The sequence below is a fragment of the Pseudomonas putida genome, from assembly GCF_002025705.1.
GTDB lineage: Bacteria > Pseudomonadota > Gammaproteobacteria > Pseudomonadales > Pseudomonadaceae > Aquipseudomonas > Aquipseudomonas putida_J.
Window position 1 is genome coordinate 3,289,213 of record NZ_CP018846.1, and the last position, 20,130, is coordinate 3,309,342.

A 20,130-nucleotide genomic window follows, 5' to 3' on the forward strand; every position below is an offset into this window, starting at 1 on the left:
CAGGGACAAGGAACAGTCTCATGCATCGTCCGAACATTTATGACCGGCTTTCACAGCGTCGTGAACAGCAAGAGCGACTCGAGCGTGAACGCCTTGAACAGGAAGCATTGAAAGCCGTGCCGCCCTCGCGGTTTCTGACCAATGAACTGAGTTTTGTTCGGCCAGAAGCGTTGAAGGACAAAACCTACCAACTTCTGACGTTGACTGACATCGGGCCGAGTCCGTTTTCGCTGGTAATAGGCCGATCGCAGGTTTCACCCGACGCCGATCTGGAAGCGCTTTCTCAGCGGTTGTTGAAGGAATTGGAGAAATCACTGGCTCATCTTCAATGGGTCGAGCCGCTCTCACCTGGCGAGGTGGCAGGCCTGGAGGCTAGACGAGCCGAGTTGCGCTGGCGCCAACAAGGTCAGCCCGTGCACCAGATTCAGCTTATTTTTCTGCACCGGGACGAACACGGATGCCCGCTACTGATCCAGATCACGGCAACCAGCAACAACCCGAAGGGCATGACCGCTATCGAGCGCAGTGCCTTCGAAGAGATGATTGGCAGCTTGGAGCTACGCGCAACGGGCGTTGAAAAGGCAGCCGCCGTATGACCGGCGCGGCTGCGCGACAGGATGATCCGATAGAACACTCTAGCGCACTAAGCGGGTTAATGGCCGGCCTTGCTCTAGGGGCCGGAGCGGTGCTGGTCGGGATTGCAGTGGTCGGAACCGGCGGACTGGGTGGTTTGGCGATTGCGGCCATGATCGGCGCTGGAGCCGCAACCGGTGCTGGGGTTGGCCAGTTGCTTGGAAGTCTTTCGCATGCTCAGCGCGAGACCGGGTGGATTACCTCAGGCTCTGACAACGTGCATATCGACGGCAGGCCCGCTGCCAGAGCGCATGTCGATCAAGCGGTGTGCACCGATCATCCCGGAGTGCCGCAAACCCTGGCTCAAGGCAGTCGTACGGTTTACATCAATGGACAACCTGCTGCACGTGTTGGGGACCGTACAGTCTGTGACGGGAGGATTAGTGCAGGGTCATCGAACGTGTTTATCGGCGGTGATACCGAGACTACGGATGAGATCGTTCCAGAAGTACCCGGATGGCTTGAGGCGGCGGTGTTTGGAGTGGGGGTTGCCAGTGCGGTGGCGTTGGTGGGGCCGGCAATGACGCTCTGGGGAATGTTTGGGGGAGTAGTTGGCGGCACCGTTGCAGGTGGCTATGGTGTAAGGCTGTATGGTCAGGATTCTGATCAACAAAAACTTTTGGCGTTTGGCGGAGCAGTGATAGCCGGAAGTTTGGCATCACGTTACCGATTCGGTGAGAACGGAGGTCTTGCTGCCAATTTTGGCAATCTGAAGATAACAAGACGTAGCGCAAAAGGCTATATCGGCATGCTGCGCGGTGAGCTTTACAGGCTACCGGATGTGAAGACCGAGAGATTTCTCTATATCAAACGCCCGACCGATCAATTGAAGTCCCTGCGGAGGGAGTTTGATAGCAGAGCTAGATCCCAGTTCCTGAAAGAGTTATCCAGCGATGCGGAGAAGGTTGCCCTCCTAAAAAAGGCTGGATTTAATGATGCGGAAATAAGCAGAATTCAAAATGGAAGGGTACCTAGCAAAGAGTGGGAGGTTCACCATGTATGGCCTCTGGACGATGGAGGTACAAATGATTTTAGCAATCTGACACTTATCAAAAGTGAACCATTCCATAAGGTGTTAACGAATCAGCAGAAGGCTTTGACAAAAGGAATGCTGGCTGGCGATAAGCGCTGGATGGAGTGGCCAGTCATAGACTCGAAAATCTATCCAGGCCCCGGAGAATAAAATTGAATATTGAGGCTGAAAAGATAATACTAAAATTGGTCAACTCACTCTGTCCCGCGGAGATATTTGTGGGGAGGGCTGCCAGTAAGCATGATATTGAACTGCTTGAGCTATCTGTAAGGCGAGAATTTTCTGCAATTCTCCCGAAGCAGTATATGGATTTTTTGTTAAAGTTTGATGGCATGGCATCAGGAGGGGTATTTATATATTCAAGTCGGCCGCATAAGTACCCTGACAGTGATGGCTTTAGTCATGACTTTTTAGAATTAAACCAAATTGCAAGGGAGGTAGAGTTTATGAAGAATTTTTTAGTGTTTGGGGAGAGCGATCAAGACGAGTATGTGCTGGACTTGCTGAGCGGAAGATACCAAGTGAGGGACAAGCAAGCTTTTGATAATATTTTTGAGGAATTCGAATGCTTCGACGATATTTTAGGCTTTATGGTGAATCTAATTATGCAGCGCACTTGAGAGACTGATAAGGTTAGCGCTGTGTACTATTACATTGAGTCGGAGGTGGCTGGAGGGTTGGGTGGAGGGACAGTTCTGGATGCCTCTGTACATCCTCCTGTTGTTGACTCTTTGGAATTTCAGTTTGGGAGTTTGGCTAGAGGTGCATTGGCTTTTGTTGAGGTGTTTATGATCACAAGAGAAAACTGGTTAACGAGCTGAAAAAATCGACATTAAGGCAGTATGGTTTTTCTGACCATAAACTCTCCAATATCTTGAGTGGAAAGCTGCCGAGTAGATAATGGCAGATTCACCACATAATGCCGCTAGATGACAGCGATACTAATACACTCAAAAATCTTACCCTTATAAAAAATGACCCTTATCACACAGCCTTAACCAACGCTCAAGTCACTATGACTCGAAACATGAAACCCGGCGATATCAAAGCACTTGACTGACCTATGATTGATGTAGATTTATAGCCCAATGGGAATGTAGTCCATGCCTGACTTTAAACCAATGACTGATAAGTTATCTGCTATGTCGGCATTAATCTCAGGTGCGACTGAGGAAGAGCTGTTTGCATTTATTGAGCGTTGTCGGCAAGCGCTTGGCGTCACCCCACCCTCTGAGTACATAGAATTTTTAGGGCTTTGCGATGGAGGCGCAGAAAATGGTGTTTTTCTATACTCGACTTGTCCCGCTCAATTTGTGGACTGCGCAGGCCTAACAAATGACTTTATTGAGCTAAACCTCAACTGGCGCGACTTGGAATGGATGTCGGATTACCTAGTGCTCGGGGACAGCGAGATGGACGTGTTTGTATTTGAAATCTCATCAAACAAGTACCAGGTCAGAGATCGTCAGGTATTCGATAATATTTATGAAGAATACCTATCATTTGATGGGGTGTTGCGTTACGCCTTGGAATTGATGCTGCAAGATTGATTGCAGTCTAGTGCAGGATCATCACCGGCTTGATTGATGCCGGGATTTGCTGCCTCAACGATCATTATTGGCCTCACGCTACCCGACGGCAATCACCTAACCCTCAAGTACGACGAGTTCTCCCGGCTGATCGAGGAAACCGACCCGCTGGGCCGCACGATCCGCTACAAGCACCACCTCGCCACGCCCCTGGTCACCGAAACTCGCTACCCCGACGGCAGCATCTGGCAGTCGCGCTACGACGACAAAGGCAACCTCATCACCGAGATCGACCCGCTGGGCCACAAGACCCAGTACCTGATCAGCGATGACGGCCTGCCGCACACGATCATCGATGACAACTTCAAGTCCCGTTACCTGTGGTGGAACGCTCACGCCCAGGTCGAACACTTTCAGGACTGTTCCGGCAAGAGCACCTGGTACCGCTACGACGAGCGACAGCACCTGATCGCCGTGACCGATGCGCTGAACCAGACCACCACTTTGGAGCGCAAACCGGACGGTGAGGTGCTGCGGATCGACCACCCGGACGGCAGTTCGGAAGCATTCACCTATAACGCCCTAGGTCAGGTGCTGACCCACACCGACGGCAAAGGCCAGACCACGCGCGTGCAACGCACCCTGCGCGGCTTGCCGAGCAACCGGCAGGACGCCAAGGGCGAGTGGATCCACTACGAATACGACAAAGCCCTGCGCCTGACCGCGCTGGTCAACGAGAACAACGCAGCCTACCGCTTTGCCTATGACGCGTCGGACCGGCTGACTGAAGAAATACGGGTCGACAACCTGGCCCGGCGCTTCAGCTATGACGCAGGCGGCCATCTGATTCGCCTGGACGAAATCGGCTACGGCGAAAACGGCGAACGCCCGGAACGCCATACATTGTTCGAGCGCGACGCCATTGGCCGATTGCTGGCCAAGGTCAACCGCGATGCGCGGCAAGACTTCGCCTACGACGAGGCTGACCGGTTGCTGAGCATCCAGCGCCAACCAACCAATGCCGGCAAGAAGCTGGGCATCACCGCGGAGAGGCTGGGGTACCGCTACGATCTGCTCGGACGGCTGACGCAGGAGCTGAGCCGGAGCGGCGCACTGGACTATGAATACGATGCCCTCAGCAACCTGACCACGCTGACCCTGCCGGATGGCCGCACGCTCAACCACCTGTATTACGGCAGCGGCCACCTGCACCAGCTCAACCTCGATGGCCAGGTGATTAGCGACATGGAGCGCGACGACCTGCACCGCGAGGTCTACCGCACCCAAGGCAAGCTAACCAGTTGCTTTGGCTACGACGCCATGGGGCGCAAGGCCTGGCAGTTTGCCTCAACCTTGCCAGCCGACAAGCTGTCGCAGGTGCACAACAACGGTATCAATACCTCGTTGCTGGTGGAGCATGCCTACAACCCGATCCACCGCCGCTACCAGTACGACCCGGCTGGAGAGTTGGTGCGCACGCTCGACAAGCTACGCGGCGAAATCAGGTACGAGTACGAAGCGAATGGCCAGTTGCGCAGTCGCGACCCCGGCTCACTGATCAACAGTGAAACATTCCGCTACGACGCGGCGGCCAACCCCTTGGACCTCAATGCGCGGCAGTTTGCCAAGATCAAGGACAACCGGATCAAGCAGTGGCGAGATAAGGAGTACCGCTACGATCCTTGGGGCAACCTGATTGAAAAATGGACCAGACACCATGCCAGGCAACAGCGTTTTAGCTATGACGACGAAAACCGGCTGGTGCACGCCGAGACGTATGTCGACGGCACGCTGAAGAGCGTTGGGCGTTATTGCTATGACAGCCTGGGGCGGCGGGTGGCCAAACAGGTTGAGATCGGTGGCGCGACCGAGCAGAAGCAGTTTTTTTGGCAAGGGCTGAGGATGCTGCGGGAGGAGACGCCTGGGCAGAGCATCCTGTACCTCTATGAGCCGGGTAGCTATGCGCCGTTGGCGCGGGTTGATCAACTGGAAGGTGAAGAGCAGAAGATTTACTACTTCCATACCGACCAGATTGGGACGCCGCTGGAACTGACCGACAGCGACGGCAAGATTGTTTGGCAGGCGACGTATCGTTCGTGGGGCACAATAGAATGCCTATCGATTCAAGAAATTGAGCAAAATCTAAGATTTTCAGGGCAATATAACGATGTTGAGGTAGGGCTGCATTATAATACCTTCCGTTACTATGATCCCGAAATCGCACGTTTTACCACTCAGGACCCTATTGGGTTACTGGGAGGATTCAACCTTTACAGTTACGCTCCCAGTTCAACGGGATGGATTGATCCGTTAGGATGGTGTGTTAATACCGATGTGACAAGGGGAGCAGCAGGTCAACCCCTGAGGGCAACTGAGGGCAACCGCTACTATCACGAAGAGGGATCTAAAGACAGGCACTGCCACTAACCAGTCTTCAAGGGCTTGGGTCCGTATGCTAGGCAACCAAGATGATGACGCTGGGCATATAATTGGTAAGCTTTTAGGAGGATCAGGGGGCAAGACTGGAGTATTCCCTCAGCTTTCAAAAATCAATCGCGGTCTATTCAAGGATTTCGAAAAACAAATCGCAAAGGATGTCTTCAACAACGGACCTGTTGATGTCGAGCTAATATTTAAATATGGCACTGGCGGCACGAGACCAACAAAAATACTTTACAACGTATCCCGAGACGGAGCGCTTATAGATGGAAAAATATTCAGCAATTGATACTGGCGATGATCTCGAGAGAGTACTAAATGGTTTTATGCATGAAATGCGAACCTGGGAAGCGAAATACTATCAAAAAAGTATTGAAAGCCTTGATAAGAGTTCGTTGGATACGGATCTCGAAGAGCTTATGCGCAATGACCTATTAAATATTTTCCGAAAATACGTACTAGAGAAAGGAAGAAACTATGATCGAGTGGCGAATTTAGTTTGCGGAAAGCATCCTGAATATGACGATGAAAATGATGAGATACATGACATAAAGGTTAGTAAAAAGGAAGCCTCCGTTACTATCAGGAAAACCAAGGGCTTAACTTCTGTGTTTCGTTTAATTTTTACCATAGATAATGGTGTATTTATGGTTTCTGGCCGAGAATTTCAGCATGGGCAGAAGTGGCAAAAAACATATGTCTGACTGACTATTTGACTTGCAACTGGCTTTAGCGCTTCCTTATATATTTGGTTTAGTGAGCTCACCAGTTGCTTTGGCTACGACGCCATGGGGCGCAAGGCCTGGCAGCTTGCCTCGACCCTGCCGGCCGACTGCGTGGCGAGATCCGCTACGAGTACGAAGCCAACGGCCAGTTACACAGCCGCAACCCCGGCTCACTGATCAACTGTGAAGCATTCCGCTACGGCGCAGCGACCAACCACCTGGCCTTCATTAGCCAGAACCCCTGCCGATCTTGCGCCGCCATTGCCATCAAGGGACCGGACTGTACGCCCGGTCTTCTGCATCCGCGTTCACTGACGTTTCTTGTCATCAACCTCAGCCAAGCGCTCCTTAGTCTCGCGTGTCATCTCTTCCTGCTCCTTGATCGATGTCGGCGTAATCACCTTGTCCACCGCCTCGGTAGGGGTCCGGTCGCTCAAGCACCGGGTCTGGCGCCCTCTCGCCTCGCTGCGCCTCTTCGGAGGAAATCGCCCGGGGGACTTTGTCGCCGGTCTTGCCGTCGCTGTGCTTCATGGGGCTCGCCTCATACCAGTGTTGTCTCTTCAGAAGAACCCGGCAGCCCTCAAAAGTTTGATCCGTTCGCTCCAGCGCAACCACCCACCAGCCATCGGCGAATCGGATTGAACAGCCAGCGCAGCACCACCCCCTAAACAGGGGTAATCACTCAGAACAGGAAACTAGTCATGATCGCCCCCAACCACCCCGACCCGTTTGTCGACGACGTGCTGCATAACCCGGGCGAGCCCATCCCCAAGCCTCAACCCGAACCGGAACAGGAGGCGCCGGACTGGCCTGAGGGGTAGGTCCCGGGTGATGGCACCACCAACGGCTCGGGTTCCGGCTCGAGTGGTTCGAGTGGCAACAGCACGGGTAGCGGGACAAGTGGTACAGGTTCAAGCGGCGGCTCAGGCAGCTAGCTTACGATGCTCTTGCAGGAGCGGCCTTGCCGGGGCGCCGGACCGGCAAGGCCACTCCTACAAAAGGCAGCGCAAACCTGTCAGAGAAGGAATTGCAGTGACAACCCAAGCTTTGCAGCAGCCCAACGATGGCTCGGGGCGCCTTTACAGCACCGACATCCCCGCTCGCCTCGACCGCCTGCCGTGGACGCGTTATCACACCTTGCTGGTGTTGGCACTGGGTATCACCTGGCTACTCGACGGCCTTGAAGTCACCCTGGCGGGTTCGGTGGCCGGCGCGCTCAAGAACAGCCCTGCACTGCATATGAGCAACACCGACATCGGCCTGGCAGGCGCCGCCTACATCGCCGGTGCTGTAGTCGGCGCGCTGCTGTTCGGCTGGCTGACCGACCGCCTCGGCCGGCGCAGGCTGTTCTTCATCACCTTGTTCCTGTACATCGGTGCCACGGCAGCAACCGCCTTCTCCTGGAGCCTATGGAGCTTTCTGCTGTTCCGCTTTCTCACCGGGGCCGGCATCGGTGGCGAGTACACGGCGATCAACTCGACCATCCAGGAGTTCACCCCGGCGCGTTATCGTGGCTGGGTCGACCTGACCATCAACGGCACCTTCTGGATCGGTGCTGCACTCGGCGCAGGCGGTGCGGTGGTCCTGCTCGACCCGGCGGTTGCCGGTGGCGAACTCGGTTGGCGCTTATGCTTCGGCATCGGCGCAGTGCTTGGCTTGCTGATCCTGCTGATGCGCCTGTGGATACCCGAAAGCCCACGCTGGCTGATGATCCACAACCAACCCGAACAGGCCGAGCGCATCGTCGCCAACATCGAACGCCACTACCACCAGCGCGGGATCGCGATTGCGCCGTTGCAGGCCCCTCCTCTGCGTCTTCGCGCACGGGACCATACGCCGCTGCGAGAGGTGTTCCAGAGCCTGTTCGTCGAGCATCGCCGCCGCGCCCTGGTGGGCCTGACCTTGCTTACCGCGCAGGCATTCTTCTACAACGCGATCTTCTTCACCTATGCGCTGGTGCTGACCGACTTCTACGGGGTGCCGTCGGCCAAGGTGGGTTGGTACATCCTGCCCTTCGCGCTCGGCAACTTCTGCGGACCACTGCTGCTCGGCAGGCTGTTCGACCTGGTCGGCCGGCGGATCATGATCAGCTCCACCTACCTGATCTCGGGTGTGCTGCTGGCCGTCAGCGGCTACCTGTTCCAGCAGCAGATGCTCGACGTGAGCCAACAGACCCTGGCCTGGATGGTGATCTTTTTCTTCGCCTCGGCCGCCGCCAGTTCGGCCTACCTCACCGTGGCGGAAACCTTCCCGCTGGAAATCCGTGCGCTGGCCATTGCCGTGTTTTATGCATTCGGCACCGGGCTGGGCGGCTTGATCGGGCCGACCTTGTTCGGCGCGCTGATTGAAACCGGCGAGCGCATCAACGTGATGTACGGCTACCTGATCGGCGCTGCGCTGATGATCATCGCCGCCGCGACCCAGGCGATCTGGGGCGTGGCGGCAGAGCGGCGCTCGCTCGAACAGGTGGCCAGGCCGCTGTCGCAGATCAGCGAACCCTGAGTCCGCCATCAGTCCATTCGGTGGCACAGCAGCCAGCCATGACACTGTTGCCGGGCAAACACCACGGCAACAGTTGGCAGCGCTTTCACACAGCGACAATCATCGTCATTTGGCCGCAAAGCCTTGATTTACGGTGTTTTAATGGCTGGCACAACAGCTGCAATGTGAAGTTGTCCGACTACACATCGAGTTGTCCATGCCTAGCGAAATTCTCTCTGCTGCCTACGAAATCCGCCGCCCCGCAGCGCACATCATCCGCGACGACGCCGAAGCGATCGCCGTCGCCCACCAGGTCGCCGCCCTGCTGCGTGAAGACGCAGCCGAACGCGATCGGCGCCGGGAAGTACCGGCAGACATTGTCGACGCATTCTCCAACAGCGGACTGTGGGGCATCACCGTGCCCCGGCAACATGGCGGTGCCGAGGTGTCCTTCGCAACGCTGGCCCAGGTGATCGCCATCGTCTCTGCCGCCGACCCCTCGCTTGGGCAGATCCCGCAAAACCATTACTGCCTGCTCGAAGACATCCGCCTGCAAGGCACGCCTGAGCAACAACGCCACTTCTTCGCCCTGGTGCTGCAGGGCCATCGCTTTGCCAATGCGCTGTCGGAAACCGGCGGCAAGACCGTCCAGGACATCCGCACCCGCCTGGTGGCCGAGGGCGAGGGCTATCGCATCGATGGGCGCAAAGGCTACTGCACCGGCTCGTTGTACGCCCACTGGATCGGGGTACTGGCGCTGGATGAGCAGGACCGTGCACAGCTTGCCTTCGTCGAACGCGGCACGCCTGGCCTGGTGATCGTCGACGACTGGAGCAGCATGGGCCAGCGCACCACCTCCAGCGGCACGGTGCTGCTCGATGGCCTGCGGGTGCCTGCGTTCAACCTGTTCCCCAGCTACCGCTCCTACGAACGCCCGACCCTGGCAGGCCCCTTCGCCCAACTGACCACTGCCGCCATCGATGCCGGCATCGGCCGTGCGGCGCTGGACGACACCATTGCCTTCGTACGCCAGCATGCCCGGCCATGGATCGATGCCAAGGTCGAAAAAGCCAGCGAAGACCCGCTGACCATCATCCAGGTCGGCTCGCTGGAAATCCGCCAGGAAGCCGCCGAGGCACTGCTTGAACGCGCGGGCCTGGCGCTGGATGCGGCCAAGCCGGCACCGGATGAAGACAACGTGGCCCTGGCGTCGGTCGCCGTGGCCAAGGCCAAGGTGCTTACCACCGAGGTGGCCATCGAGGCCAGCAACCGCCTGTTCGAGCTCGGCGGCACGCGCTCGTCGCTGACCCAGCACAACTTTGACCGCCACTGGCGCAACGCCCGGGTGCATACCCTGCACGACCCGGTGCGCTGGAAGTATCACCTGGTCGGCAACTGGGCGCTGAACGGTATCAAGCCTGCCCGCCATGACTGGAACTGAGGCCGCCCGACCATGACCAAGCAGATCCGCCTCAATGCCTTCGCCATGAACACCGTCGGCCACCTGTCGCCCGGCCTGTGGCGCCACCCGCGGGACCAGGCCACCCGCTACACCGACATCCACTACTGGGTGGAACTTGCCAGGACCCTGGAGCGTGGCTGCATCGACGGCCTGTTCATCGCCGACGTGCTGGGCGTGTACGACGTGTATGGCGGCAATGCCGACGCAGCCCTGCGCAACGCCGCCCAGGTGCCGGTCAACGACCCGCTGCAATTGGTACCCGCCATGGCCGCCGCCACTCGCCACCTGGGTTTCGGCGTGACCGCGTCGGTGTCGTTCGAACACCCCTACCCGTTCGCCCGGCGCATGAGCACCCTCGATCACCTGACCCAGGGGCGCGCAGGCTGGAACATCGTCACTTCTTACCTCGCCAGCGGCGCGCGCAACCTGGGCCAACCGCCCCTCAGCCACGATCAGCGCTATGCGCTGGCCGAGGAATACCTGCAAGTCTGCTACAAACTCTGGGAAACCAGCTGGGACGACGACGCGGTGCAGGCCAACCGGCAAACCGGGGTGTACGCCGACCCACGCAAGGTCCACGGCATCGACCACCAGGGCACCTGGTTCAAGGTGCCGGGCTTTCATTTGAGCGAACCCTCGCCGCAACGCTCGCCGGTGATCTATCAGGCCGGCGCGTCGAGCCGCGGGCGCGCCTTCGCTGCCGCCAATGCCGAGTGTGTGTTCGTCGCCGCGCCCAGCAAGGCGGTGCTGCGCAAACAGGTTGCCGAACTGCGCGCTGCGGTGGCTGCCGCAGGCCGCGCACCGGAGGATGTACAGATCCTCGAGCAACTGACGGTCATTGTCGCGCCCACCGACCAGCAGGCCCTGGCCCTGCTCGACGAATATCGCCAGTACGCCAGCGCCAGCGGCGCCTTGACGCTGATGGCCGGCTGGACCGGTATCGATTTCGCCGAATACGCACCCGACCAGGTGTTGCGCGACGTGCCCAGCGAAGCCATCCAGTCCGCAGTGGAAGCCTTCACCCGCGCCGACCCGTCACGCACCTGGACCACGGCGGAAATTGCCGACTACTGCGCCATCGGCGGTGACGGCCCGGTGCTGGTGGGCTCGGCACAGACCGTGGCCGACCAGTTGCAGGAGTGGGTGGCTGAAACCGGTGTCGACGGTTTCAATCTGGCCAGCGTGGTTGCGCCGGAAACCTTCGAGGCGGTGGTCGACCTGCTGGTGCCGGAGCTGCAGGCCCGGGGAGTGTTCAAACGCACCTACCAACCCGGCACGTTGCGCAACAAGCTGTTCGGTCGCGGCGACCGCCTGGGTGGCGCGCACCCGGTGGCCGCCCTGCGCCGTGAGGCACGCCGATGAACGAACTGCTGGCCAATCTCGACTGGGCCGAAATCGCCCAGGCCTGCCTCGATACCTTGAGCATGCTGGGCGCGGCACTGGGCTTCACTGTGCTGTTCGGCCTGCCCTTGGGGGTGTTGCTGTACCTCACCGGCCAGCGCCAGTTGCTGGCCAACGGGCCCCTCTATCGTGCGCTTTCCGTGGTGGTCAACGTGCTGCGTTCGCTGCCGTTCATCATCCTGCTGATCGTGCTGATCCCGTTGACCACGCTGCTCACCGGCACCTCCCTCGGGGTCAAGGGCACCATCCCGCCGCTGGTAGTCGGTTGCACGCCTTTTTTCGCGCGTCTGGTAGAAACCGCGCTGCGCGAGGTCGACCGCGGCCTGGTGGAAGCCAGCCAGGCCATGGGCGGCAGCATTGCCCAGATCATCCGCTACACCCTGCTGCCCGAAGCCCGCACCGGGCTGATCGCCGCCGTCACGGTCACCGCCATCGTGCTGGTCGACTACACCGCCATGGCCGGCGTGATTGGTGGTGGCGGGCTGGGCGACCTGGCGATCCGCTTCGGCTACCAGCGCTTCCAGACCGATGTGATGGTGGTCACCGTCCTGCTGCTGATCCTGCTGGTGCAGGTGCTGCAGATGAGCGGCGACCGCCTGGTACGACATTTCACCCGACGCTGACTTCTGCAAGGTATCCCCATCATGAAAAAGACCCTCACTGCCCTGGCTGCCTTCATCGCTTTCGGTGCCCAGGCCGCTGAACACCTGGTAGTTGGCGCCACGCCGGTGCCCCATGCCGAGATCCTCGAATTCGTCAAACCGGCCCTGGCCAAGGAAGGCGTGGACCTGGACATCAAGGTTTTCAACGACTTCATCCAGCCCAACCTGCAGCTGGCGCAAAAGCACCTGGATGCCAACTACTACCAGTACCGGCCGTTCCTCAACGACTTCAACAAGACCCGGCATACCGACCTGGTGCCGGTGGTGGGCGTGCACATCGAGCCATTCGGTGCCTACTCGGCCAAGTACAAGACCCTGGCCGAGCTGCCGGAGGGTGCCAGCGTGGCCATCCCCAATGACCCGGTGAATACTGGCCGCGCCCTGGTGCTGCTGGCCGAAGCCGGGCTGATCACACTCAAGGACCCGGCCAACCCGCAGTCCACCCAGCGTGACATCACCGACAACCCGCGCCACCTGAAAATCCGCGAGCTGGAGGGCGCCATGCTGGCCCGCTCGGTCAAGCAGGTGGACCTGGCCTTCGTCTTCGCCAACTATGCGCTGGAGGCCGGTATCGATACCAACAGCGCGCTGATCGTCGAGAAAGGCAAGGACCTGTACGTGGAATACCTGGTCGCCCGCCCCGACAACCTGCAGGACCCAGGCATCCAGAAACTGGCCAAGGCACTCAATTCACCAGAGGTGCGCAACTTCATCCTGACCCGCTACAAGGGCCAGATTGCCCCGGGTTTCTGAGCCATGAGCCACTTCCAGCAACAGCTCCAGTCTGCCCAGGCCCACGTGCAACTGCGGGGCATCCACAAGCACTATGGCGGGGTCAGTGCGCTCGATACCGTCGACCTTGAGGTACGCCGCGGCGAGGTATTCGGCATCATCGGCCGCAGTGGCGCGGGCAAGTCCTCGCTGCTGCGCCTGCTCAACCGCCTGGAGGCACCCAGCGCTGGCCAGGTACTGATCGACGGCCAGGACATTGCCGGGCTGCAAGGCAAGCACCTGCAGGCCTTGCGACGCAACGTGGCGATGATCTTCCAGCACTTCAACCTGCTGGCCAATCGCACCGTCGCGGAAAATGTCGAACTGCCGCTGCGCATGGCCGGTGTGCCACGCGCGCAGCGCAGCGCCCAGGCACAGGCGCTGCTGCAGCTGGTCGGCCTGGCAGAGCGCGCCGGGGACTACCCGGCGCAGCTCTCGGGCGGCCAGAAGCAGCGCGTGGGCATCGCCCGGGCGCTGGTGTTGCAGCCGCAGATTCTGCTGTGCGACGAAGCCACTTCGGCGCTCGACCCGCAGAGTACCCAGTCGGTGCTCGAACTGTTGCGCGACATCAACCAGCGGCTGGGCCTGACCATCGTCCTGATTACCCACGAGATGCAGGTGATACGCGACCTGTGTGACCGCGTGGCGGTGCTGGAACAAGGCCGCATCGTCGAAGCCGGTGAGGTATGGGAAGTGTTCGGCAACCCCCGTCACCCCGTCAGCCGTATTCTGCTGAGCGACGCCACACTACCGCGCATGGCAATCGACACCGAGCAGCGCTACCTCGACCTGCATTACACCGGCAACCGGCAATTGCAGCCCGACCTGCAGGCTATCGGCGCGGCACTGGGCGAAGGCGTGAGCCTGCATTCAGGCACCCTCGAACCCATCCAAGGCCGCTACCTCGGGCGCCTGCGCCTGGCGATCAGCAGCTCGGCCCCGGCCGACCTGCTGATGCAGCGGGCCGGCCTGCTGGCCGATAGGGCCGAATGGGTGTGAGCACCGGGTCACCGCAGGCCGGCCTGCGGTGGCCCTGACGATCAACGCTCGAGTGGCGATGCACCAGGGGCCTTTCCACGCAATGCCGCGCCCTTATACAGCGGCAGCACCAAACGCTACATCCTTGCCGCCGTACCGGCGCACGCGCAGGTTGGCCTGTTCGGCATGCCCCACAAAGCCTTCCATCAGGCACAGGCGCGAGCAGTATTCACCAATCAGGGCCGAGGCCTCGTCAGTGAGCACCCGTTGGTAGGTGCAGGTCTTGATGTACTTCCCTACCCACAGACCGCCGGTGTAGCGAGCCGCCTTGTTGGTCGGCAGGGTGTGGTTGGTGCCGATGACCTTGTCGCCGTAGGAGACGTTGGTACGCGGGCCGACAAACAGGGCGCCATAGTTGCTCAGGTGCTTGACGAAGTAATCGTCGTCGCGGGTCATGATCTGCACATGCTCGGAAGCGTACTCATCCGAGAACCTGACCATCTCCTCGAACGACTCGCAGAGGATGATTTCACCAAAGTTTTCCCACGCCTCACCGGCAATGGCAGAAGTCGGCAGAATCTTCAGCAGGCGGGTGATTTCCTTGAGGGTGTCCTCGGCCAGCTCCCGCGAGGTGGTCAACAGCACAGCCGGCGAGTCCTTGCCGTGCTCCGCCTGGCCCAGCAGGTCGGTGGCACACAGCTCACCGTCCACCGAGTCGTCGGCGATCAGCAAGACTTCTGTCGGGCCTGCAAACAGGTCGATGCCGACACGGCCGAACAACTGGCGCTTGGCCTCGGCCACATAGGCATTGCCCGGGCCAACGATGATATCGACCGGGTTGATGGAGCCGGTGCCGATGGCCATGGCGCCGACCGCCTGGATCCCGCCGAGGCAAAGGATTTCATCGGCGCCCGCCAGGTGCTGGGCAGCGACGATGTAAGGGGCTGGCTTGCCCTGGAATGGCGGAGCAGCGGTCACGATGTTGCGCACGCCTGCCGATTTTGCCGTGACGATGGACATGTGCGCCGAGGCCAGAAGGGGGTACTTGCCACCTGGCACATAGCAACCTGCAGCGTTGACGGGGATATGCTTGTGGCCCAGCACCACGCCCGGGATCGTCTCGATCTCGCAATCGAGCATCGACGCACGCTGGGCATCGGCGAAGCGGCGTACCTGGGCTTGGGCGAAGAGGATGTCATCCCGCTCCCGATCGGTCAGCTGGTCCATGCACTGCTGGATTTCGGCAGCGCTCAGACGGTAATCGCTGCGGTCCCAACCGTCGAACTTCACCGACAACTCACGCACGGCCGCATCACCGCGCTTCTCGATGTCTAGCAGAATGCGCGAGACATCCTGTTTGACCTGCTCGTTGGCAGCTGCCTGTTGCTCGGTAGGTTTTGCTTTCTTGATCCACTCAGCCATCACGTTCACCTTTGTTGTAGACAGACGCCAGCGCGTCTTGTGGTGAACACGTTACGGTTGCCCATGCGCAGGCTCAATTTCTCACCTGGCAAACAAGTGACGCAAAGTGACGCAGTACACTGCGCTCATGCGCCAAGCCCTGGCCCCCTGGCTTTTGCGCAGCGTCACGCCGAATTCAGCAATCCCGTGCCACTGTTCAGGTAGTTGTAAACCTCACGCGGGATGGACGGGTCTCCTGCGTCAAGCACAGTGGCGCGGCGAATGTGATCCTTTTTGATGAGCCCTTTGCTGATCAGGCCCATGGCCACCTTGGCGGCGACAGGCTGGCGGACCATGGTCGCCGCGATGCCACTGGTCACGCCAAAGATGAATTTTTTTGAGTTGCGGCTTACCGCCGCAAGGTTGCTGAACGTCATCTCGTTGCGCTGGATGGTTTCGAAGTCCAGACAGAAGATCCGGCCGGCAAGCATGAAGCTCAAGCCGTGGTACTTGAAGTGGTAATCCATTTTCCCGGTGCCATCCATGCTGGGAAAGCGCTCGACGTAGTAATGCTGAAGCATGCCTTCACGCTCGTAGATGCAGAATATCGAGCGCACGACTTGCCCCGGGTAGATCGACGAGTAATGGTAGCGTTCATACACCCCCGTAATGTCATGCTGGCGTGCCTCCCCTGCCCCCATCATCTCGTTCAGGAACATCAACATTTTCGGGGCCTGGACAATGCTTCTGAACAAATGGAAGTGGCCGCCCTGCAGCATCGAGCGGAAGTCGCCAGGGTTCGAGAACAGCACGTCTTCACTCAAGCCGAAGAACGCGGCGATCGCACGCAGGTTGTGTTTGGAGGGTGCATGCGTCCCCGCCAGGTACTTGTTGAACTGCTGCCGGTTGATACCGATCTTGCGGCACAGGTCGGAGATGGTCCCGGCCTGTTCGCTCAGAGTCTTGAGGTTCTCTGGCAGAAAATCATCGTTACTCATCGGGCAATCCTCTGGGCAACACAGCATGACGCAGTGTTTTGCTTCACCCGGGCGCGGCAAGTTGCGTCAAATCGCTTCATGGCTTGAGCGCCACCTTCGAGCAGCACAGCACCACGCAGAGCAGTGACGCGGCGGCCATCAATGCCACCGACAGTGAGGTGACATGGGCCAGGAAGCCGATCAGCGCAGGGCCCATGAGAATGCCCATGTAGCCGATGCTGTTCATGATCGCCAGCCCCTGCGCCACCGCCATCTGCCGTTGCCGGCCCACGCAAGAACAGAAAATCGGCACCAGGTTGGCAATGCCGGCGCCCACCAGGACGAAGCCGATGACCGAAGCCAGCCAATGATCGAGCACAATGGCCGCAGCCATGCCTGCGAGCCCAATGGCACTGCCCGCCACCAATAGCAGCCGCGTACCAAAGCGGGCAACCAGCACATCCCCCGACAGGCGCCCAGCGGCCATGGTGACCGAGAACGCCGCGTAGCCGATACCGGCGATGTCCATCGGCATGTTCCGTTCGCTATTGAGGAACACGGCGCTCCAGTCCAGCATCGAACCTTCGACCAGAAAGGCAATGAAGCACAGCACGCCCAGCAGCACGATGAAACCCGTGGGCCGCGAGCGTCGGGTTTTCGCCTCCAGCGTGGCAAACGGCAACATGTTTCTCCCCACGGTGACCAGCGCCAGTGTGCCGGCCAGCAGCAAGGTGCCGATGGCCTGCACCGGCGTCAGTCCCAGCCAGAGCGACACGCTGACCAGTGCCGCGCTGAAGATCGTGCCGGCACTGAACAGCCCATGAAAGCCGGACATCATCGGCCGGTTGTAGTGCTGTTCGACCATCGCCCCTTGAAGGTTCATGTTGACATCCGCAGTGCCGATCGAGGCACCGAACAGCAACAGCGCAACAACCAGCTGCCAGTATGACGGCACCACCGCCAACGCCAACAGGCTCGCCGCAATGCCGACACTGGCCAGGTACATCGTGTTGCGGCAACCGATTCGGTGGGCCAGGCGCCCGACGAAGGGCATCATCAACATCGAGCCAGTCCCCAGGCACAGCAGCAACAGCCCCAGTTGACCCTCGGAAATGTCCGCCCGCTCCCGCGCATAAGGCACCAGGGGTGCCCAGGCGCCCATGCCTGCACCGGACAGGAAGAACGCCAGGCGGCAGGCCGACAACGTTTTGCGGCTGAATAACCGTTCTTGAATGATGCTCATCTGGAAACCACTTTTTACAAGCAATGAACATTACGCCACCTTGCAAAGGGCGTATCGAATCTCTCTTGCGGGGCTCAACCCCCGGCTATGGGTGCGCGGAGGCAGTCAGGCAGCCGTGGCAGGGCTGGCCGTGGTGCCCCGGACGATCAGCCGGGTCGGGAAAATCTTCTCACGTGCGGCTTCTGCCTCAGGGCCGGCTTCGATCAACTGTGTCAGCACACGTGCAGCCCACTCGCCCTTCTCGACCAGAGGCTGGCGAATGGTGGTCAGATCAAAGCGCGCAGCATCGGGGATATCATCGAAGCCAATGACGGACAGCTCCTCAGGGACCTTGTATTCCAGTGCGCGTGCCGCTGTCAGGCAGCCCAGCGCCATCACGTCCGAAACAGCAATCACCGCTGTGACTTCCTGCTGGCCCAATAGCCCACGGGCAGCCCGCTCGCCCAGTTCCTGGGTAAAGCCGCCCGCTTCGACGATCCGCAGGGCTTCGAAGCTGAGCCCCGCCTGTTCGGCCGCTTCGACATAGCCACCCAGACGCTCGCGAGCGATCATTTCAGTGGATGCGGCGAAACGCTCGCGCGACACCGGACCGGTCTGCCCGTCTGGCCGCAGACGCTCGACGATGATGCCGATCTTGAGATGCCCCAGTTCAAGCAAATGATTCATCTGCACCATCGCAGCGCCGTGGTCATCGATACCCACATAATTGACGCCCGGCAGTTTTGGCGAATCCACCACGACCAGCGGCAACTGCCGATTGGCGATGAAAGGCACCAACGGGTGATCGTCCGGCAACGTCGAAACGATAAGGCCGTCGACCAGCCCCCTGACGGCAAGCGTCGAATCGCTGCCCTGTGCTTCCAGCTTGGTGCTGTTCATCGGGAACAAGGTCAAGGCGACATTGGCCAAGGCGTCGACGCGACTGATGCCTTTGAGCAGCGAGACGGCCCAGGGATCTTCCAGGGCGTAGGACAACTGGTCCATCACCACAAGCCCGATAGCACCCACGCGCCCTGAGCGCAGGCTGCGACCGCGCACGCTAGGCCCCGGATAACCCAGGCGCTCGGCGACGGCAAAAATGTGCTCGCGCTGAGTCGTCGAGATCTTGCTGGAGCCACTGTAGGCATAGGAAACCGCAGGCTGGGAAACCCCAGCTTCCCTTGCCACGTCTTTCATCGAAACCATTGGAATACGTCCGTTCAGTCACCGCCATGGGCCATGGCCGCCTTCATTGGCTGCCTGACGCTGGCCAGCGAGTCTATCACCGGCGCGGTGCGAGCTCCTACCGTACGCAAATGGCAGCACCTCGGCAAGCTTATTCTTATACGTATAACCATCTGTCGTGAAATCATTAAAAATCGACTATCACGAAGATTGACAACACCATTTTGAGTGATATCTTGGCTCGAAAGGTTATACGTATAACCCACTATAAATAACAACAACCGAGGTGAACCATGACGCCATCAGTCATGCCTTCCCAACGTCACGACCTGGCAGTGCCGGGTCCGACGCACGCATCGCTGCGTGGCGATCGCCCTCACGTTCCTGTGTGTACTCCCGAACCCGAACCTTTTGCCAAGCGAGCCTGACCGGCTCGCTCGCTGATCCCTGCCGGCTGGTTTTTTTCTGTGGCGCTGAGCGCTGCATGGCGAAGCCATGCCGGCAACTTTTCCAGGGTCTGGAGCGACCCGCCATAACCTGATGGAGGCTTTACCGTGACAAAAGCGCTTTATCTCTACGGAGGCTGGCCTGGCCACTACCCCTACCAGATCGCAGCCTGGGCTCGCGAGCTGTTTGCTGAGCTGGACTGGGATGTGGAGGAGTCCACCGACATCTTCACCCTGGACCGCGACCTCAAGGCCTACGACGTGGTCGTCATTGGCTGGAACAACGCCGTCACCACCGAAACCCTCACCGCCTCGCAAGAGCGCTTTCTGTCCGAAGCCATTGAAAGCGGCGTCGGCCTGGTGGGCTGGCATGGTGCAGGCGCTGCATTTCGCGCCAGCCTCAAGTACCACTTCATGCTCGGCGGCTCGTTCCTCGAGCACCCCGCCGGCGAGGGCTACCCGCATCCCTACCAGGTCAACTTCATCGACAAGCACCATGAAGTCACCCAAGGCGTGGAGGACTTCGAAGTCCGCTCCGAGCAGTACTACATGCAGGTCGACCCGAACCTGCACGTGCTTGCCGAGACAACGTTCGATGGCAACCCCATGCCATGGCTCAAAGGCCATCGCAGCCCGGTCGCCTGGGTCCGGCAGTGGGGTGAAGGCCGCGTCTTCTACCACTCGATCGGCCATGACACCAGCAACCTTGCCGACCCGAACATTCGCCGCCTGACCAAGCAAGGTCTGGCCTGGGCTGCACGCAAATAAGCGCTGCCTGATCACTT

17 protein-coding genes and 2 pseudogenes are annotated in these 20,130 nt (G+C 59.5%); 15 read left to right on the plus strand and 4 right to left on the minus strand.

The window, feature by feature from the left end:
- Positions 1-20: 20 nt before the first annotated feature.
- The 14 genes and pseudogenes from BUQ73_RS14795 (at position 21) to BUQ73_RS14860 (ending at position 14,135) form a co-directional block, all read left to right on the plus strand.
- Entirely contained in the window at positions 21-596 is a 576-nt protein-coding gene (locus tag BUQ73_RS14795; RefSeq protein WP_079228601.1) for a DcrB-related protein, read from the plus strand.
- Positions 593-1,816, plus strand: coding sequence for a PAAR domain-containing protein (locus BUQ73_RS14800; protein ID WP_079228602.1), 1,224 nt, complete (start codon positions 593-595; stop codon positions 1,814-1,816). The genes BUQ73_RS14795 and BUQ73_RS14800 overlap by 4 nt, the downstream gene beginning before the upstream one ends.
- 2 nt (positions 1,817-1,818) lie before the next feature.
- Positions 1,819-2,286 carry a YrhA family protein gene (locus BUQ73_RS14805; RefSeq protein WP_079228603.1) on the plus strand — a complete coding sequence of 156 codons (468 nt, stop codon included), beginning with the start codon at positions 1,819-1,821 and terminating at the stop codon, positions 2,284-2,286.
- A gap of 483 nt (positions 2,287-2,769) precedes the next feature.
- Complete coding sequence (locus BUQ73_RS14810) at positions 2,770-3,216, plus strand: YrhA family protein (RefSeq protein WP_079228604.1); 447 nt, start codon at positions 2,770-2,772, stop codon at positions 3,214-3,216.
- A 63-nt stretch (positions 3,217-3,279) separates the two neighbouring features.
- A pseudogene (locus tag BUQ73_RS28685) lies at positions 3,280-5,622 on the plus strand (RHS repeat-associated core domain-containing protein); the annotation flags it as partial.
- Positions 5,623-5,647: 25 nt separating this feature from the next.
- Complete coding sequence (locus BUQ73_RS28690; RefSeq protein WP_237772704.1) at positions 5,648-5,923, plus strand: DNA/RNA non-specific endonuclease; 276 nt, start codon at positions 5,648-5,650, stop codon at positions 5,921-5,923.
- The gene (locus tag BUQ73_RS14825) at positions 5,901-6,338 is read left to right on the plus strand and encodes an NTF2 fold immunity protein (protein ID WP_079228605.1); all 438 of its coding nucleotides are present in this window, start codon (positions 5,901-5,903) and stop codon (positions 6,336-6,338) included. The genes BUQ73_RS28690 and BUQ73_RS14825 overlap by 23 nt, the downstream gene beginning before the upstream one ends.
- A 54-nt stretch (positions 6,339-6,392) precedes the next feature.
- Positions 6,393-6,586 (plus strand): annotated as a pseudogene (locus tag BUQ73_RS28995) (hypothetical protein); the annotation flags it as partial.
- 805 nt (positions 6,587-7,391) lie between these two features.
- Positions 7,392-8,861, plus strand: coding sequence for an MFS transporter (locus BUQ73_RS14835; protein WP_079228606.1), 1,470 nt, complete (start codon positions 7,392-7,394; stop codon positions 8,859-8,861).
- A 196-nt stretch (positions 8,862-9,057) separates the two neighbouring features.
- Positions 9,058-10,281, plus strand: coding sequence for an SfnB family sulfur acquisition oxidoreductase (locus BUQ73_RS14840; protein WP_079228607.1), 1,224 nt, complete (start codon positions 9,058-9,060; stop codon positions 10,279-10,281).
- 12 nt (positions 10,282-10,293) lie between these two features.
- The gene (locus BUQ73_RS14845; protein ID WP_079228608.1) at positions 10,294-11,664 is read left to right on the plus strand and encodes an LLM class flavin-dependent oxidoreductase; all 1,371 of its coding nucleotides are present in this window, start codon (positions 10,294-10,296) and stop codon (positions 11,662-11,664) included.
- Positions 11,661-12,326, plus strand: coding sequence for a methionine ABC transporter permease (locus BUQ73_RS14850; RefSeq protein ID WP_060512022.1), 666 nt, complete (start codon positions 11,661-11,663; stop codon positions 12,324-12,326). The genes BUQ73_RS14845 and BUQ73_RS14850 overlap by 4 nt, the downstream gene beginning before the upstream one ends.
- Positions 12,327-12,347: 21 nt before the next feature.
- A complete protein-coding gene (locus BUQ73_RS14855; protein ID WP_079228609.1) occupies positions 12,348-13,118 on the plus strand; it encodes a MetQ/NlpA family ABC transporter substrate-binding protein in 771 nt (256 codons plus the stop codon).
- Between the two features lie 3 nt (positions 13,119-13,121).
- Positions 13,122-14,135 (plus strand): methionine ABC transporter ATP-binding protein, encoded by a 1,014-nt coding sequence (locus BUQ73_RS14860; RefSeq protein ID WP_079228610.1) that lies wholly within the window; start codon positions 13,122-13,124, stop codon positions 14,133-14,135.
- Between the two features lie 93 nt (positions 14,136-14,228).
- Here the strand turns inward: BUQ73_RS14860 and hisD are convergent, their stop codons facing one another.
- From hisD to BUQ73_RS14880, 4 genes are all read right to left on the minus strand, one after another.
- Positions 14,229-15,536: a histidinol dehydrogenase gene (hisD, locus tag BUQ73_RS14865; RefSeq protein WP_079228611.1), complete on the minus strand. Its 1,308-nt coding sequence runs from the start codon at positions 15,534-15,536 to the stop codon at positions 14,229-14,231.
- A 164-nt stretch (positions 15,537-15,700) separates the two neighbouring features.
- Positions 15,701-16,513: a helix-turn-helix domain-containing protein gene (locus tag BUQ73_RS14870; protein WP_079228612.1), complete on the minus strand. Its 813-nt coding sequence runs from the start codon at positions 16,511-16,513 to the stop codon at positions 15,701-15,703.
- A gap of 76 nt (positions 16,514-16,589) precedes the next feature.
- Positions 16,590-17,735, minus strand: coding sequence for an MFS transporter (locus tag BUQ73_RS14875; protein WP_079228613.1), 1,146 nt, complete (start codon positions 17,733-17,735; stop codon positions 16,590-16,592).
- A 105-nt stretch (positions 17,736-17,840) separates the two neighbouring features.
- Positions 17,841-18,920: a LacI family DNA-binding transcriptional regulator gene (locus tag BUQ73_RS14880; protein WP_079228614.1), complete on the minus strand. Its 1,080-nt coding sequence runs from the start codon at positions 18,918-18,920 to the stop codon at positions 17,841-17,843.
- A 533-nt stretch (positions 18,921-19,453) separates the two neighbouring features.
- Between BUQ73_RS14880 and BUQ73_RS14885 the strand changes: the two genes are divergently transcribed.
- Positions 19,454-20,113 carry a ThuA domain-containing protein gene (locus BUQ73_RS14885; protein WP_079228615.1) on the plus strand — a complete coding sequence of 220 codons (660 nt, stop codon included), beginning with the start codon at positions 19,454-19,456 and terminating at the stop codon, positions 20,111-20,113.
- Positions 20,114-20,130 lie beyond the last annotated feature (17 nt).